14 protein-coding genes are annotated in these 15624 nt (G+C 60.4%); 1 reads left to right on the top strand and 13 read right to left on the bottom strand.

The genetic code is table 11. The features are described from left to right. Positions 1-71 precede the first annotated feature (71 nt). The 13 genes from urtA to cbiE all read right to left on the bottom strand — a co-directional run bounded on the left by urtA (position 72) and on the right by cbiE (position 14635). A complete protein-coding gene (gene urtA, locus ACIP1X_RS07430; protein ID WP_053116878.1) occupies positions 72-1337 on the bottom strand; it encodes an urea ABC transporter substrate-binding protein in 1266 nt (421 codons plus the stop codon). 356 nt (positions 1338-1693) lie between these two features. Further along, on the bottom strand, positions 1694-2704 hold the full coding sequence (locus ACIP1X_RS07425) for a FecCD family ABC transporter permease (protein ID WP_400750745.1): 1011 nt from the start codon (positions 2702-2704) through the stop codon (positions 1694-1696). Further along, positions 2701-3648, bottom strand: a complete 948-nt coding sequence (locus tag ACIP1X_RS07420) for an ABC transporter substrate-binding protein (protein WP_400750743.1) — start codon at positions 3646-3648, stop codon at positions 2701-2703. The genes ACIP1X_RS07425 and ACIP1X_RS07420 overlap by 4 nt, the downstream gene beginning before the upstream one ends. Further along, a complete protein-coding gene (locus ACIP1X_RS07415; protein ID WP_400750740.1) occupies positions 3645-4433 on the bottom strand; it encodes an ABC transporter ATP-binding protein in 789 nt (262 codons plus the stop codon). The genes ACIP1X_RS07420 and ACIP1X_RS07415 overlap by 4 nt, the downstream gene beginning before the upstream one ends. A gap of 223 nt (positions 4434-4656) precedes the next feature. Continuing rightward, positions 4657-6780, bottom strand: a complete 2124-nt coding sequence (locus tag ACIP1X_RS07410; RefSeq protein WP_400750737.1) for a TonB-dependent receptor — start codon at positions 6778-6780, stop codon at positions 4657-4659. Between the two features lie 151 nt (positions 6781-6931). Continuing rightward, on the bottom strand, positions 6932-8311 hold the full coding sequence (locus ACIP1X_RS07405; protein WP_400750734.1) for a PepSY-associated TM helix domain-containing protein: 1380 nt from the start codon (positions 8309-8311) through the stop codon (positions 6932-6934). Positions 8312-8481: 170 nt separating this feature from the next. Next, positions 8482-10602 carry a TonB-dependent copper receptor gene (locus ACIP1X_RS07400; protein WP_400750732.1) on the bottom strand — a complete coding sequence of 707 codons (2121 nt, stop codon included), beginning with the start codon at positions 10600-10602 and terminating at the stop codon, positions 8482-8484. A gap of 84 nt (positions 10603-10686) precedes the next feature. Beyond that, positions 10687-11133: a DUF2946 domain-containing protein gene (locus ACIP1X_RS07395; RefSeq protein ID WP_400750729.1), complete on the bottom strand. Its 447-nt coding sequence runs from the start codon at positions 11131-11133 to the stop codon at positions 10687-10689. A 21-nt stretch (positions 11134-11154) separates the two neighbouring features. Further along, entirely contained in the window at positions 11155-11634 is a 480-nt protein-coding gene (locus ACIP1X_RS07390) for a copper chaperone PCu(A)C (RefSeq protein WP_212549819.1), read from the bottom strand. 48 nt (positions 11635-11682) lie between these two features. Further along, positions 11683-12081: a DUF2946 domain-containing protein gene (locus ACIP1X_RS07385; protein ID WP_400750726.1), complete on the bottom strand. Its 399-nt coding sequence runs from the start codon at positions 12079-12081 to the stop codon at positions 11683-11685. A 49-nt stretch (positions 12082-12130) separates the two neighbouring features. After that, the gene (locus ACIP1X_RS07380; RefSeq protein ID WP_400750724.1) at positions 12131-12442 is read right to left on the bottom strand and encodes a hypothetical protein; all 312 of its coding nucleotides are present in this window, start codon (positions 12440-12442) and stop codon (positions 12131-12133) included. A gap of 257 nt (positions 12443-12699) precedes the next feature. Further along, positions 12700-13431 carry a cobalt-precorrin-6A reductase gene (locus tag ACIP1X_RS07375; protein ID WP_400750722.1) on the bottom strand — a complete coding sequence of 244 codons (732 nt, stop codon included), beginning with the start codon at positions 13429-13431 and terminating at the stop codon, positions 12700-12702. Further along, on the bottom strand, positions 13424-14635 hold the full coding sequence (gene cbiE, locus ACIP1X_RS07370) for a precorrin-6y C5,15-methyltransferase (decarboxylating) subunit CbiE (RefSeq protein ID WP_400750719.1): 1212 nt from the start codon (positions 14633-14635) through the stop codon (positions 13424-13426). The genes ACIP1X_RS07375 and cbiE overlap by 8 nt, the downstream gene beginning before the upstream one ends. A 245-nt stretch (positions 14636-14880) precedes the next feature. Between cbiE and ACIP1X_RS07365 the strand changes: the two genes are divergently transcribed. Next, entirely contained in the window at positions 14881-15519 is a 639-nt protein-coding gene (locus tag ACIP1X_RS07365; RefSeq protein WP_400750717.1) for a hypothetical protein, read from the top strand. Positions 15520-15624: the final 105 nt, after the last annotated feature.

Genomic DNA, 15624 nt, shown 5'->3' with positions numbered 1-15624 from the left:
AAGCGGACGCAGAGCGTCCGTTGAGGCATTCCCACGCAGAGCGTGGGAACGATCAGATTGAGCGGGATAACTCAGTTGCTCTTCACCGCATAATCCGGCTTCTTGTCGTTGCCCTGAATGAACGGGCTCCACGGTTGCGCGCGGATCGGCCCTTCGGTCTGCCACACGACGTTGAACTGACCATCGGCCTGAATCTCGCCGATCATCACCGGTTTGTGCAGGTGGTGGTTGGTCTTGTCCATGGTCAGCGTGTAGCCCGACGGCGCAGCAAAGGTCTGCCCGGCCAGCGCCTCACGCACCTTGTCGACGTCAGTGGATTTGGCTTTCTCAACCGCCTGAGCCCACATGTGGATACCGACGTAAGTGGCTTCCATCGGGTCGTTGGTCACGGCTTTGTCCGCGCCCGGCAGGTTGTGTTTCTTCGCGTAGGCTTTCCAGTCAGCGACGAATTTCTTGTTCGCCGGGTTCTCGACGGATTCGAAGTAGTTCCACGCCGCGAGGTTGCCCACCAGTGGTTTGGTGTCGATGCCGCGCAGCTCTTCTTCGCCGACCGAGAACGCCACGACTGGTACGTCGGTGGCTTTCAAACCCTGGTTGGCCAGCTCTTTATAGAACGGCACGTTGGAGTCGCCGTTGACGGTCGAGATGACCGCAGTCTTGCCACCGGCGGAGAATTTTTTGATGTTGGCGACGATGGTTTGATAGTCGCTGTGACCGAACGGCGTGTAGACCTCTTCGATGTCCTTGTCGGCCACACCTTTGGAATGCAGGAACGAACGGAGGATTTTGTTGGTGGTGCGCGGGTAGACGTAGTCGGTGCCGAGCAGGAAGTAGCGCTTGGCGCTGCCGCCTTCTTCGCTCATCAGATATTCCACCGCCGGGATCGCTTGCTGGTTCGGCGCGGCGCCGGTGTAGAAGACGTTCGGCGACATCTCTTCGCCTTCGTATTGCACCGGGTAGAACAGCAGACCGTTGAGCTCTTCGAACACCGGCAACACCGATTTACGTGACACGGAAGTCCAGCAGCCGAACACCACGGCGACCTTGTCCTGAGTCAGCAACTGCCGGCCTTTCTCGGCGAACAGCGGCCAGTTCGATGCCGGGTCAACCACGACCGGCTCAAGCATCTTGCCGTTGACGCCGCCCTTGGCGTTGATCTCGTCGATGGTCATCAGCGCCATGTCTTTGAGCGACGTTTCGGAGATCGCCATGGTGCCGGACAACGAATGCAGAATCCCGACCTTGATGGTCTCGGCGGCCTGGACAGTCCAGGTCATGCCCATCGCGGCAATCGATGCCGTGAGTGTGAAAGCCTTGATCAAACTGCGACGCTTCATTGTGCGATCTCCATGAACATTTGAAGTTTTTTTGGTTGGCAGATGCGGACGACTGAAGGCTGTTTTGCAAGGGCTGTGCCCGGTCGGGTTCAGGCAGGAAAATGTCGTGTTAGAGCGCTTGCGCGGTTTCGCGCTGCACCACGAAGGGACGCGCAGGGCGCGTTGGTGCATGCGGTCGCGCCACTTTGGGGCGCGAAAAATCATGTGTAGGAGCTGCCGAAGGCTCGGGCTGCGATCTTTTGATCTTGATCGTTCCCACGCTCTGCGTGGGAATGCAGCCGTGGACGCTCCGCGTCCAAAGATCAAAAGATCGCAGCCTTCGGCAGCTCCTACAGGGAGGAGAAATCTGTGGAGGGTCAGCGGCGGCGCATCAGGCCGATGAAGAAGAGGCCGCCGATGGCAGCAGTGGCGATGCCGATCGGCAAGTCTTCCGGCGCGATCAATGTGCGCGCTGCTACATCGACCCAGACCAGAAAGATACTGCCAAGCAGCACGCACGCCGGCAGCAAACGCCGATGCTCGGCACCGACCAGACGCCGGGCAATGTGCGGCACCATCAGCCCGACAAAACCGATCGAGCCGCTGATCGATACCAGCACACCGGTCATCAACGAGGCGATGACGAACACCCGTAAACGCACCGCGCGCGCATTCAAACCGAGGGTCACGGCGGTCTGCTCGCCGGCCATCAATGCGTTCAACGGTCGCGCCATGCCCAGCAGCAACATCAACCCGAGCAGCACGCTGGCCGCTGGCACCGCGAGCAACTCCCAGCGCGCCAGCCCGAGGCCGCCGAGCATCCAGAACATCACCGCCGAACTGGCGCGGTGGTCGCCCATGAACAGCAGCAGATTGGCGATCGCCATCATCACGAACGACACCGCCACGCCACACAGCAGCAAGCGGTCACTGTCGAGCCGGCCATGGCGACTGGCAATCGCCAGCACCACCAGCATGCTCAACAGCGCGCCGATGAACGCGGCGATCGGCAAGGTCAACAACCCGACAATTTCGCCGACGTGCAGCACCACGATCACCGCGCCCAGCGTCGCCCCGGAGGTGACGCCAAGCAGATGCGGATCGGCCAGCGGATTGCGCGTCACCGCTTGCAGCACCGCGCCGATCAGCGCCAGCCCGGCACCGACCAGCGCACCGAGGAGCATACGCGGCACGCGAATCAGCCAGACGATATGTTCCTGCCCGGCGCTCCAGCTCACCTCGCCAACACCGAAAGCCTTGTGCAGCAAAATCCGCCACACCACGTCCACCGGCACCCGCGCCGGGCCGAAGCCGAGCGAGACCACGCACGACACCAGCAACACGGCGCCGAGGGCGAGCAGCAGCAAGGCATAGCGACGGTTGATCATTCGCCGTGGAAACCTTTGGCCATAGTCTCAACCGCCAACACGTTGTCGATGCCCGGCGTGGCCTGCACATACGGGATAACGATGAAGCGCTGGTTCTTGATCGCATCGACCGATTGCAGGGCTTTGTTATCGAGCAGGAACTGGATCTTCTGCTCCGCAGTAATTTCGCTGTAGTCGACGATCACGATCACCTGTGGATTGTGTTCAACCACGGTTTCCCAATTGACCCGCGTCCAGCTCGCGTCGACGTCATCGAGAATATTGCGCCCGCCCGCCGCATCGATCAGTGCTTGCGGCATACCGAGGCGGCCAGAGGTCATCGCGCGGTCTTCGCCGCTGTCATAAAGGAACACACGCGGCTTTTCCGCCGGCAGGTCTTTGCGCACGGCAGCGACTTGCGCCTGCATGTCGGCGATCAAGGCATTGGCGCGATCCTGCACGTCGAAGATTTTGCCGAGGTTGCGCAAGTCGTTGTAAGTGTCCTCCAGCGTCGCCGCCGGGCGCTTCATCACGAAAGCGCAGGACTCGGTCAACTCGTAGACATTGATACCCAGCGGTTGCAGGGTTTGCGGCGTCAGGTCGCCGCCGACGCGCATGCCGTAATCCCAACCGGCGAAGAAGAAATCGACGTTGGCGTTGAGCAGGGTTTCCACCGACGGGTACTTCGCCGCGAGCTCCGGCAGACCGTCGAGCAGCGATTGCATCTCGGGTGTCACCGACTTCCAGCCACTGACGCCGCTGTAGCCGGCCATCCGCGATTTGAGGCCGAGGGCGAGCATCATCTGGGTCATGTTGATGTCGTGGCTGACTGCGTGTTTCGGCGCTTCCTTGAAGGTCACTTGGCGGTTGCAGCTTTGCACGGTCAGCGGGTATTTGGTCGCTTCGGCCAAGGCTTCGGCACTGCACAACAGAAGAGCGACGCAAAGCAGGGAACGCAGGGTCATGGTCGGGTTATCCAAGTGATTCGCGGGTAGCCGTGGAGGGGATGCGCGTCGATCAACGCCTCGACGCCAAACACCTCGCGCAGCAATTGTTCAGTGAGGACTTCTTGCGGCGTGCCGCTGGCGACGATGCGGCCGTGATCGATCACGTACAAACGGTCGCAGAACGCGGCGGCCAGATTCAGGTCGTGGATGCTGGCGAGGGTGCCGATGTTCAGGCGTTTGACCAGTTGCAGCAATTCGAGCTGATAGCGCGGGTCGAGGTGATTGGTCGGCTCGTCGAGGATCAGCAGTTGCGGTTGTTGAGTCAGGGCGCGGGCGAGAATCACCCGCTGCTTTTCACCGCCGGAGAGGGTGGCGAAAGCGTGGTCTTCGAAGCCTTCGAGGCCGACGGATTTAAGGGCTTGAGTGGCCAGATCGCGGTCTTCCCGGGTGTCGCCGTCGAACAGACGTTTGTGCGGCGAGCGGCCCATGGCGACGACCTCCTCGACGGTCAGGCCGAAGGCATCGGGGAATTCCTGCAAGACCACGGCGATGCGTTGCGCGCACCAGCGTGAGGACTGTTTCCAGACGTTGTGGTGATCGAGTTTTACCTCACCGCTTTCCGGCGGGCTGAAGCGATAGGCGCAGCGCAGCAGACTGGTTTTGCCGCTGCCGTTGGGGCCGATCAACCCGACGAACTCACCGGCGGCCACCTGCAACGAGGCGTCACGCAGCTGGAACTGGTGATGACAGTGGCCGTGGCCCAGAGGTGTCCAGGCGAGGTCGGTGAGGGTGAGTGAGGTCATGCGGGTCCGGTGTGATGTCGATGATTGTGGTGGTTCAGTGAGATTTTTTCCCCCTCACCCCAACCCTCTCCCCCAAGGGGTAGAGGGGGAAAGGGAGCCGATCTTCATGCTGTTCAAACCCTGAGTTCGACTCGGTATTTCAAGTCGGTGCAACTTGGCCAAACACCTCGGTCAGTCCCCTCTACCTCTGGGAGAGGGCTAGGGTGAGGGCAAGGCTTTTCAATCAAAAGGTGTAATCAGCGCTGACAAAAAACGAGCGCGGTTCGCCAAGGATCCACTGCTGCCCCTCATTGTATTGGCTTTGCGCATACCGGCGGTCAAACAGGTTGTTCACCTGCAAGCCCAGCGTCGTGTTGCGTAGGGCTTGCCACGACAACGTCGCGTCGACCACGGTGTAACTCGGCAGCTCGTTGCGGTTGGCCATGTCGGCGTAACGCGCATCAACATACCGCACACCGGCGCCGGCCTTGAGATCATCGCTAAGCGCTTTGTTCAACCAAAGGTTGGCCGTACGCCTCGGTACGTCCACCGGGCGATTGCCGTTATACGACAGCGTCTGGCCGTTCACCACCTCTGAGAAATCGTCGTACTTGGCCTTCACGATCGCCGCATTCGCTTGCAGTTGCCAGGCGTGCGGCAATTGCAGATCGAGGCTCGCTTCCAGACCGTTAGACGACTGCTGACCCACTTGCTGCTTAAGCGTCGGGTTGCCCGGATCGTCAGTCAGCAGCTTCTTTTTCACAATGCGATACGCTGCCAAGGTGAACTCGCCGCGCTGATCCCAGAACAATTGCTTCAAGCCGACTTCAGTCTGGCGCGCGGTCGACAGATCGTACTGCTGCTGGCTCGGGCTCAGAGAAATCAGCCCGCCAATACCGTCGGTGCTGGTCGCCATCTGGCCGTAGAACGACGTGTCCGGCGTCAACGCAAACACCAGCCCGGCCTTCCAGTTGTTGCCGGTCAGGGTCTTGTCGCTCTGACTGCCATCGAGCAGATTATTGCGATCGACGTGCACGTAATCGCGGCGCACACCGGTCACCAGCGACCAGCGCTCACTCAACTGCGTGCGGTTCTCGGCGAACACCGACATCTGTTTGGTGGTGCTGTCGAACTGATCGCGATAAGGGTCGGCGCTCTCGAAAGTGCCGACCTGCGGGTGATACAGATCCACGGCCTGACCGGTCGGCAACACGTCGTTGAACGGTGAGTTGCTGTTGAGCTGGAAGCGGATGCGGTTGTATTCGACGCCGCTGACGGTCTGGCTGTCGAGGCCGAACAGCGAATGTTTGAAGGTGAAGGTCTGACGGTCGCCAACCTGCTCTTGTTTATGGCCGATGCCGAAATAACCGCTGCGGCTCAGTTGCTGCGTGCCCGCGTCGAAGTTGTAGTTCTCGGCGTTCTGCCAGCGGCGCTGGGCTTTGAGGTAGTACAGCTCGTTGCTGGCGCTGACCGAGTCGTTGATCTGCCAGTCGCTGGTCAGACGCGTCCACTGATCGTTGTAATGCTGTTTGTCGTCGCGCACGTTGTAGTTCTTGTAACGCAGGCTGTCCTGCAAATGGCCGTTGATCAACGGCGTGCCGAAGTAGTTTTGCGGGTGCTGATCGCCGTAATCGTGGGCGAGGGTAAACGCCAGATCTTCGCTGGCCTGCCAGCGCAGTGCCGCGCTGACGAAGTCGCTGGAGGCGTCGCCGTGATCGATCCAGCCGTTGCTGCGCAGACGATTGAGATTGAGGCGATAGCTCAACGTATCGCTCAGTGAACCGCCGCTGTCGAAGGCCTGCTGTTGGCTGTCGTAAGAGCCGTAACCGACGCGCAGATGATTTTCGATGTCGCCCTCGAATGGCTTCTTCGGAAGAACGTTGACCACCGCCCCGGTCGCGCCTTCGCCGTACAACACCGACGCCGGGCCACGCAGCACATCGACACGCTCGACCGACCAGGTGTCGACCGGGAACGTGACGGTGCCCATGCCGGTGTACATGCGGTTGCCGTCATACAACTGCATCACCGAACTCTGCCCGGTGAAACCGCGCGCCTGCAACGATGTGCCGCCATCGCCCGGCGTCCCGGTGCGGCTGATGCCAGTGCTGCGCGACACCGCGTCCTGCACGCTGCGATCGCCGCGCGCGCGGACTTGCTCGCCGCTGAGGCTTTCAACGCTGGCCGGGGTTTGCATGGCGCTGAGGTTCAGCCGCGAACCGGCGGTGGTCGGCGTGGTGAGGCTGACGGTTGCATCGTCAACGGCGGGCGCGCTGATGGTGCCGGTGGGCAACGTCAGGGGGGCGCTGTCGGCGTGGGCATTGTTCATGGCGAACAGGCAGAGGCTGGACAAGAGGTACTTGTTCATCGGTACGGTGGATCACTTCATCAAATGAAAAGCCCACGACTTGTGGTCGTGGGCAGAATGGCAAATTCGAGTTATACAGTAACACTAAAAATTGCCGGCATATAAGCCCCGGCAGTCTATAGAGCTGTCTAAATCGCGCATCTCGCCTGTTTCATGATGAAGTTGAGGCAGATTCAGGTTGGCGACCAAACCGCGACAGCAGCAGTCGATCCAGCAACCACACCACCACCAGCGAAGCCCCCACCAGCGGAAAAATCACCGCCAGCGCAAGCATGATGACCACGCCGGTTTTCCATTTCGGCAGGTCATGCCGCAGCGGTGGCACGCCGAATTTGCCCTGTGGCCGACGCTTCCACCAGATCACCACACCGCTGACGGCACTGAGCAGAATCATCAGGCAGATCAGCAACACGACGATCTGATTGAAGGTGCCGAACATCTTGCCTTCGTGGAGCATCACGCCGATTTCGGTGGCGCGGGCAACCGTGCCGTATTGTTCGAAACGCACATCGGCGAGGACTTTGCCGGTGTATTGGTCGACGTGCAGGGTGGCGTCGTTGCGCGGATCGTCGGCGAACACGGCGATGGTGAACACGCCGGTGGCGGTGTTCGGCAGGGTGATGCTGTAACCCGGTTCGACCTTGCGCGCGGTGGCGATGTTTTGCACGTCTTGCAGGCTGATGCTCGGTGCCGCCGGGCCAGCGTTGGCGCCGCCGTGGGCCATGTGTTCGGCGTGGTCGCCGGACATCGGCATCGGCGTGTTTTCCATTGCCCAAGGCACGGTCTGGCGGGTGGCGCTGTTAAGGGTTCGCGCTTCAACATCGGAGGTCGGCACGTTGTCCCACATCGCCGCAGGGAACACGTTCCACACTTGCGCGTATTGCTTGCCCCAGAAACCGGTCCAGGTCATACCACTGAGCAGCATCACCAGCAGCAATGTCGCGCCCCAGAACCCGGTGACCGCGTGCAGATCCCGCCACAACACACGACCGCGACTGTTCAACCGAGGCCACAAAATGCCTGCTGCCTGACCGCGCGGCCACCACAGAAACAGCCCGGACACCACCAACACCACGCCCCAACCGGCGGCCATTTCGATGAGACGGTCACCGACGGTGCCGATCATCAATTCGCCGTGAATCGCGCGGGCGATGGCTTGCAGGTTTTGCTTGGCATCTTGTTCGCCGAGGATGTCGCCGTGGTACGGATCGACGAACACGTTGAGTTCGTGACCGGCGTTGGTCACCACAAATTGCGCGCTGCGTTCGGCGTTGACCGGCGGCAGGTATTGGGTGACCTGGCCTTGTGGATAAGCGCTTTTTACCCGTTGCAGCAAGTCATCGGCCGGGACGCTGTGATGACCGGCGGGGACGTTGAGCAGGCTGCTGTACATCAATGAATCGAGTTGCGGTTTGAACAGGTAAATCATGCCGGTCAGGGCCAGCATCACCATGAAAGGGGCGACGAAGAGCCCGGCGTAAAAATGCCAACGCCAGGCCAGGTTGTAGAAATTCGGTTTGGGCTGATTCATCACGTGTGCTCCGCTTGGCTTGGATCTTCTAGTTGTTCATTCAGGTTGCAACACTGCATTCACTGTGGGAGCGGGCTTGCTCGCGAAAGCGGCGGCACATTCAACATTGATGTCGCCTGGCATGCCGCCTTCGCGAGCAAGCCCGCTCCCACATGGGTGGGTGTTGCCTGTCAGAAACTCATGTCCACCTTGGTCCAGAGCGTGCGCCCCGGTTCATTGATGGCTTGCGGGTCGTTGGCCGGGTAGCCGAATCCGGCGTTGCCCGCCAGGTTCAGGTGTTCGGCGTAAGCCTTGCCGAACAGGTTGTCGACGCCGCTGCTGACCTTCCAGTTTTTGTTGATCCGGTAGGCACCGTTGAGTGAGAACACGCCGAAGCCCGAACTCTTGTCGTAATCCTTGCCGACCACGTTGCCCTTGTTCTGGTCGATACGGTTTTGCGCGGCAACCACCCTCCACAGTGCGCCGGCGCTCCAGTTGTCTTTGGTATAGGTCAGACCGAAGCGTGCATCCAGCGGCGGCATTTGCGGCAGGGCCGAACCGTCGCTGCTGTTCTTGCCCCAGGCGTAGGCCAGGGTTGCATCGGTCTTCCAGTTGTCGGTGAGTTGATACGCGGCACCGAGTTCACCGCCCATGATTCGCGCGTCGATGTTCTCGGCGCGCGAGGTGCTCATGCCCATCATTCCCGGGGTGTAATCGAAGAGGATGTAATCGCGCACCACGCCGATGTAGCCCGAGGCCCAGGCTTCCAGATCGGCGCTCTTGTAGTTCACGCCGAAATCGAACTGCGTGGTTTTCTCCGGTTTGATCGAATCGAACGCGTTGAGCGAACCGACCGGGCCGCTGCTCGCCGAGAACAGCTCCCAGTAATCCGGAAAGCGCTGCGCGTGACCAAGGCCGGCGTAGAGCGTGGTCGGGCTGCCAGCGAGGTCATGCTCGTAGCGCACGAAGCCGCTGGGCAGGGTGTCGGCGCGGGTGTCGTCGGCGGTCGGATTGGGGCGGGTCATCATTCCCGAACCGCTGGTTTGCCGATAATCCTTGGCCGAGGCGCGGTCGACGCGGGCGCCGGTGATCAGCCGATCGCGGTCGGCGGCGTACCAGGTCATTTCACTGAACACGCCGTAGTTATGGAAATCGGCGTCCTTGGTGTAGGGCAGATCTTTGTAGGTGTCGACGCCCATTGAACTGCGCTGGCGATGCTCGTTGGTCTGCGCGTCGAGGCCGGTGATCAGTTGAATGTCGGCCCAACGCCAGGTCGCTTTGATCCGCGCACCGAGGGTGCGACGGTCGACATTGGACGCCATGGGCCCGGCCATCATGCCGGTGCCCGACGGCGTGCGCAGGGTGTAGTTGTCCATAACATGGTCGGCGTAGTTGTAGTAGACCTGCGCTTCGAGTTTCTCCAGCACGTCGGTGATGTTGGATTTTTCGAAGCGCAGACCGAGGCTTTCACGCAGGAATTGCGAGCCGTCCATGCCGCGCCCAGCGTAGCGTGCTTCGCCGTCGCCCTTGCCGGCGGTGAGTTCGATCAGGGTGTCGGCATCCGGCGTCCAGCCGACCGCGACGTCGCCGTTCCACTTGTCGTAGCGCGAGGCGACGATGTCGTTGTTGCCGTCGCGGTAATCGTCGGAATGCGCGGTGTTGCCGATCACTCGCACGTAACCCAACGGGCCACCGGCAGCGGCATCGACCACTTTGTCGAAACGTCCGTGAGAACCGGCCAGGACACTGGCGTTCACCCGCGTGCCGAGTTCGCCAAAGCTCTCCGGTTCGCGATCAAATAACACTGTGCCCGCCGAGGCTCCCGGGCCCCAAAGCACGGTTTGCGGGCCTTTGATCACGGTAAGTTTGTCGTAGGTCTCCGGCGAGATGTACGAGGTCGGCGCATCCATCCGGCCCGGGCAGGCGCCGAGCAGCATGCTGCCGTTGGTGAGGATATTCAGGCGCGAGCCGAACATGCCGCGCAATACCGGATCGCCGTTGGTGCCGCCATTGCGCACCAGCGCAAAACCCGGAATGGTTTTCAGATAATCGCCGCCGTCACTGGCCGGCACTGGTTGGCGTGGATCTTTTGGGTTGGTAACGATGGTCAGCGGTGAGCTCGGCGCGATCGCGGTGATCACCGTTGGGCTCAGTTCTTCGTTGTGGCCGGTGTGATCATCGGCCAACACCAACGGGGACAGCAGGACGCCGCAAAGGACGGCGCTAGCATGCCTGAAACGAATCCGTGATTCGTTCAAAGCGAAGGACGCCGGGGCGGAACCCGAGCGTGAAACAGCAGCAAACCTGGACATGACAATTTCCATCAAACAGTCGTAAACGACACGGCCGGCAGCCTGAAGCTGTCTTCTCAACCGTGTGCAATCAAAGGTGCGTGTTTACGTGGCGATGGGCGGGGCGCGGCTGCGGGCGCCGGGGAAGAAGGTTTGCCGGGCGTGGCCCAGGCGCGGGGAGGGCGGAGTGAAAGTGTTGAGTGGCGGGATGTTGAAGGCGACGAAATCGCCGCCGCCGGTCAGTGCCGGGCAATTGAACAGCAGGCTGCAATAGCCGCATTTTTCCCACAGCACGTGGTGCGAGGATTGTGGCGGGCAATGTTCGGCGCTGGGTTTCGCGTCGTGTCCGGAGTGATCCATCCCCGGCATGTCCATCGACATGTCCATGCTCATTGGCAGGGAGGTCGAGGCGTGCTGATCCATCGGCATCGACTGAGAAATCAGTGGGCCGATGAAAATCATCAACATGGCGAACAGGGCGATCCAGCTGCCGCGAGTCAGGTGTTCAGTCTGACGGCGTGGCGCGGAGGGCCTGGCGCTCAGCGGGCGCATGGGCGGAATCTGCCGGAAGGCTTACTGAGCGTGCGCGTGAGCCTGCGTGGTTTCCGGGGGCTTCTTCTGCACCGAAACTTCGACGGTGACGTCGCCGGCCTTCTCGAAATGCATCGTCAGCGGGAATTGCTTGCCGTCCGTGAGCAGGCTGCGATCAGTCGGGTTGAGCAGCATCACGTGATAGGCCATCGGCGCAAATATCACGTTGCCGCCAGCAGGGATTTCCACGCTCGGCACCTGCTGCATCTTCATCAGATCGCCCTGCATCACATGCTCATGCAACTGCGCTTGGGGGGCGATCGGCGAGTCGACGCTGAGCAAGCGGTCAGCCGTTTTGCCGCCGTTGTGAATCACGAAATACGCCGCTACGGTCGGCGCATTCGGCGGCAATTCCTGCGACCACGGGTGGGCGATTTCAATCTCGCCAGCCTTGTATTCGTGGGCATTGGCGAAGCACGCGGGCAGCAACAGCGCAGCGATGACGATGAGTTTGTTCAACATGGCAGTTCTCCAGAACGATTTGAAACGCAGGTCAATTGCGAGAACAAATCAAACCAGAGGAGAGGCGCGGGGATTGAGGCTCGGCCATTGCTGGCGCGGAGTAGGGGTTTGCAGTGAGAGCGGCGCGACGCTGTGATTGCTTTCATAGCGGGCGAAATACAGCTGCGGCGAATGGCCCGGCAACGCCACCAATGGCGCAGAACCCGAGCAACACCAGCAATGCTGCATGTTGGAATGCGTGTCGTTGGCCGGCGCTTTTTGATCGGTAGCGCCGATGTTGATCGCCACCATCTTCGTCCCGCTGCCGGTGCAGAAACTGCTCCACAGCAACTGTTCGGCCGGTGAATTGGCCGCCTGCGCCATCGCCCCCGTCATCGGCATGGCGAGCATGTTGAACAGCACTGCAAAGCAGGCGATCCAGGCAAATGCTAGCCGTTGTCGGTTCATGGGAGAGATCCATTTGGGTGGGCGATCAGGCGCGGGCTATTTAGCCTGATCAGGGCCGATAAGTAAAAAAGCGTCGTGCGGTTTGGTGTCGCAGCGCCTCGTTTAAAAGTTTGAGGAGTCTGCGCGCCAACTCGATTTCGCCATTATGGAAGAGTGTAGCGGCTTCGATCCGCATTGCTTGGGCGAAGTCCGGGTCACTTTGTATTCGTGCGCGAATTGTTTGCATGACATCTCGACGCGCAGCTCGGATCAGTTGCCCATCGCCTGAGTCATCTACATCACAAGCTTTGATGTATTGGCTTAGGTCGGAAGGGGTTTTGAGATAGTCCTGAACGTCGAAGCGGGCGAATTTCTCGGACATTGGCAATCGGCGCTCTTGGGTTTGAAGGCTGAGAGCGTAAAGCCTCGCTCAAGATGCGGACAGTCGGCCGTTTTCTAAGTAGTTGTGGGTTTCGTCCACTTTTGCTGTAGGACTCAGGTCGTGGGGTTGGCCACAAAGATGCCTTCGCGAGCAACCCCGCTCCCACAGTGATTGATGGCGTACGCAGAAAATGCGAACGCCGCGAACCCTGTGGGAGCGGGCTTGCCCGCGAAGGCGTCCTCAAGGTTTCTAACCTTTCAAATCAGGCCTTCAGTCGTGAGGGCCGCGAGGACTTCAGACGCCGACCCAAACTCCCGATCAACCCCCGGCAACACCGGCCGCTTCAACACCAGCACCGGCACTCCACGCTCGCGTGCCGCTTCCAGTTTCGGCTCGGTGGCGGTGCTGCCGCTGTTTTTGCTGATCAGCACATCGATCTGCTGGCGTTCGAACAAGGCGCGTTCATCGTCGATCAGAAACGGCCCGCGCGCGCCGATGACTTCGCAGCGTTCGTTGCCGGGATAAACGTCGAGGGCGCGCAGCGTCCAGAATTGCTCGGCGGGGATTTCATCGAGGTGCTGCAACGGTTCTCGGCCAAGGGTAAACAGCGGACGGCGGAAGGGTTTGAGGGCATTGATCAGCTCCGCCCAGTCGCTGACTTCGCGCCAGTCATCGCCCGCTTGCGGCTGCCACGCCGGGCGGCGCAGGGCCCAGCAGGGGATGCCGGTCAGATGCGCAGCGGTGGCGGCGTTCTGGCTGATCTGTGCGGCGTACGGGTGCGTGGCGTCGAGCAGCAGGTCGATGCCTTCCGCGCGAATAAACTGCGCCAGACCTTCGGCACCGCCATAACCGCCGACGCGCACCTGACAGGTCAGATCGGTCGGCACACGACCGACACCGGCGAGGCTGTAAATGTGCTCCGGCCCCAGCGTACGGGCGATGGCGAGTGCTTCGGTGACGCCGCCGAGCAGCAGGATTCGTTTACGCATCGAAGGGTTTAACCAGATCAAGCAAAGTGATCGGCAACGCTTGTCGCCATGTATCAAACTCGCCCAGCGGCTGCGCCTGCGCGACATGAATGCGCGTCAGCTCACCGCCGAAACGTTCGCGCCAGCTCATCAGGGTGACTTCACTTTGCAGGGTCACGGCGTTGGCCACCAGACGCCCGCCGGGTTTGAGCCGTTCCCAGCACGTTTCAAGCACGCCCTCACGGGTGACGCCGCCGCCGATGAAAATCGCATCCGGGCGCTCCAGACCTTGCAGCGCTTGGGGAGCCTTGCCGCGAATCAACTGCAAACCGGGCGCGCCCAACGCATCTCGGTTGAGCTCGATCAATTGCTGACGGCCGTCATCGGCTTCGATGGCCAGCGCGCGACAGCTCGGATGTGCGCGCATCCATTCGATGCCGATCGAGCCGCTGCCGGCGCCGACGTCCCAGAGCAATTCGCCGGGCGTCGGGGCGAGGCGGGCGAGGGTGATGGCACGCAGGTCGCGTTTGGTCAGTTGGCCGTCATGTTTGAACGCCGAGTCCGGCAGGCCTGCAAGGCGAGACAAGCGTGGCGTGTTGGCGTCGGCGAGGCATTCGAGGGCGATCACGTTGAGGTCGGCAGTCGAGGCAAGGTTCCAGTCGTGGGCGCTGGCGTCGATCCGTTGCTCGGCATCGCCACCCAAGTGTTCGAACACGCTCATGCGACTCGAACCAAAACCGCGTTCACGCAGCAATTGCGCAACCGCCGCCGGGCTCTGTCCGTCATTGCTCAACAGCAGCAACCGCACGCCGCTGAACAACTGCGCATTGAGCGCTGCCAGTGGCCGCGCCACCAACGACACGATGCTCACTTCCTGCAACGGCCAGCCCAGCCTTGCCGCCGCCAGTGAGCAGGACGACGGTGCGGGCAGAATCAGCATCTCATCGCTCGGTACCTGCCGCGCCAGGCTGGCGCCAACGCCATAGAACATCGGATCGCCGCTGGCCAACACACAGACCGCTTCGCCGCGCTGCTCAAGCACCGGCGCGAGAGAAAACGGGCTCGGCCACAATTGCCGTTCGCCGCGAATGCACACCGGCAGCAAATCCAGTTGGCGTTGGCCACCGACGACTCGCGAGGCATTCATCAAGGCGCGGCGGGCATTTTTGCCCAGGCCTTTGAAGCCGTCTTCACCGATTCCCACAACTGTCAGCCAGGGTGTCATGCCGTTCCTTACTCTCGTGCGCGTGTGCAAACGCCGCATGATAACTCGACTTGTGAAGCTTGGCGCTCAGCCATGAAATTTTATGTAGTTGAAAAGTCATGGGCGATATAAATAACTTTGTTAGTTTGATGTTGGCGAGTTGACGGCATTCGAAAGTAATAGTGCCTGTTAAAAATCTAGCGTGTTTTGCAGGTTTATGAGTACGCGCCGCAACGGCGCTTAAGTAATAGGGAGATGGACTTTACATGGACGACGTAAAACATAATGCGACGCTCGTTGGCGATATCGTATTGACCGGTACGCAAGGGCAGTCCTGTGCGGACTATCAGTTTGCGATGAACTGTACTTATCTGGCGCAACGACAGGCCGATATCATCTATAACAGTCAAACCCAGCCGGGACGTTGGATTGATTACTACGCCGATGTGCTGTGGTCGTATGGCTGGAACCGCGATCATCAGCCGATCGAGTATGTTCAGAAAGAGTTTGACGGAAGTGTCCGGCAAATCTGGTCGAAACTGGCGTCACCATTGTTAACTATTGGACAGGTCGATGGCGTGAACAGGGGGCTGGGCGCGCTTGAGCGAGATATTGATCTATTGAGCAAAGTAAAAGGGATCAGTGGCAAAGCATTCGACCTCAAAATCATGCCCATCAGTTACAACGCCGATGGCGACATGGAGTTGGTGGTCAGCAACATCCGGTTTATCAAATCCAGAATGAGCACAGACTTTCTGTTTTGGGAAATAACCCAGGTCATGTCGCAACTGGATGTGCTGGCGCGCAAGGTGGTTATCAGCCGGCGCGTAATGGAAGCACGGCGCCCGAGTGTGCTGAAGGCCATGCAAGGGATCAAATTCAATTTCGAGGATTACGAACTCTGAAGGGCCGGCGCAGAGATTTTCCGTTGTGGAAATGACCGAGAATGCACAAACCGACCGGCAGGCGTTTTCATGCGCTTGGGCAAAGCAGGCATAATGGCGACCTTT

The organism is Pseudomonas sp. NPDC088885 (assembly GCF_044750025.1).
GTDB lineage: Bacteria > Pseudomonadota > Gammaproteobacteria > Pseudomonadales > Pseudomonadaceae > Aquipseudomonas > Aquipseudomonas rustica.
The sequence above is the reverse complement of the archived record's forward strand: the minus strand, read 5'-3'. Positions and strand labels throughout refer to the sequence as shown.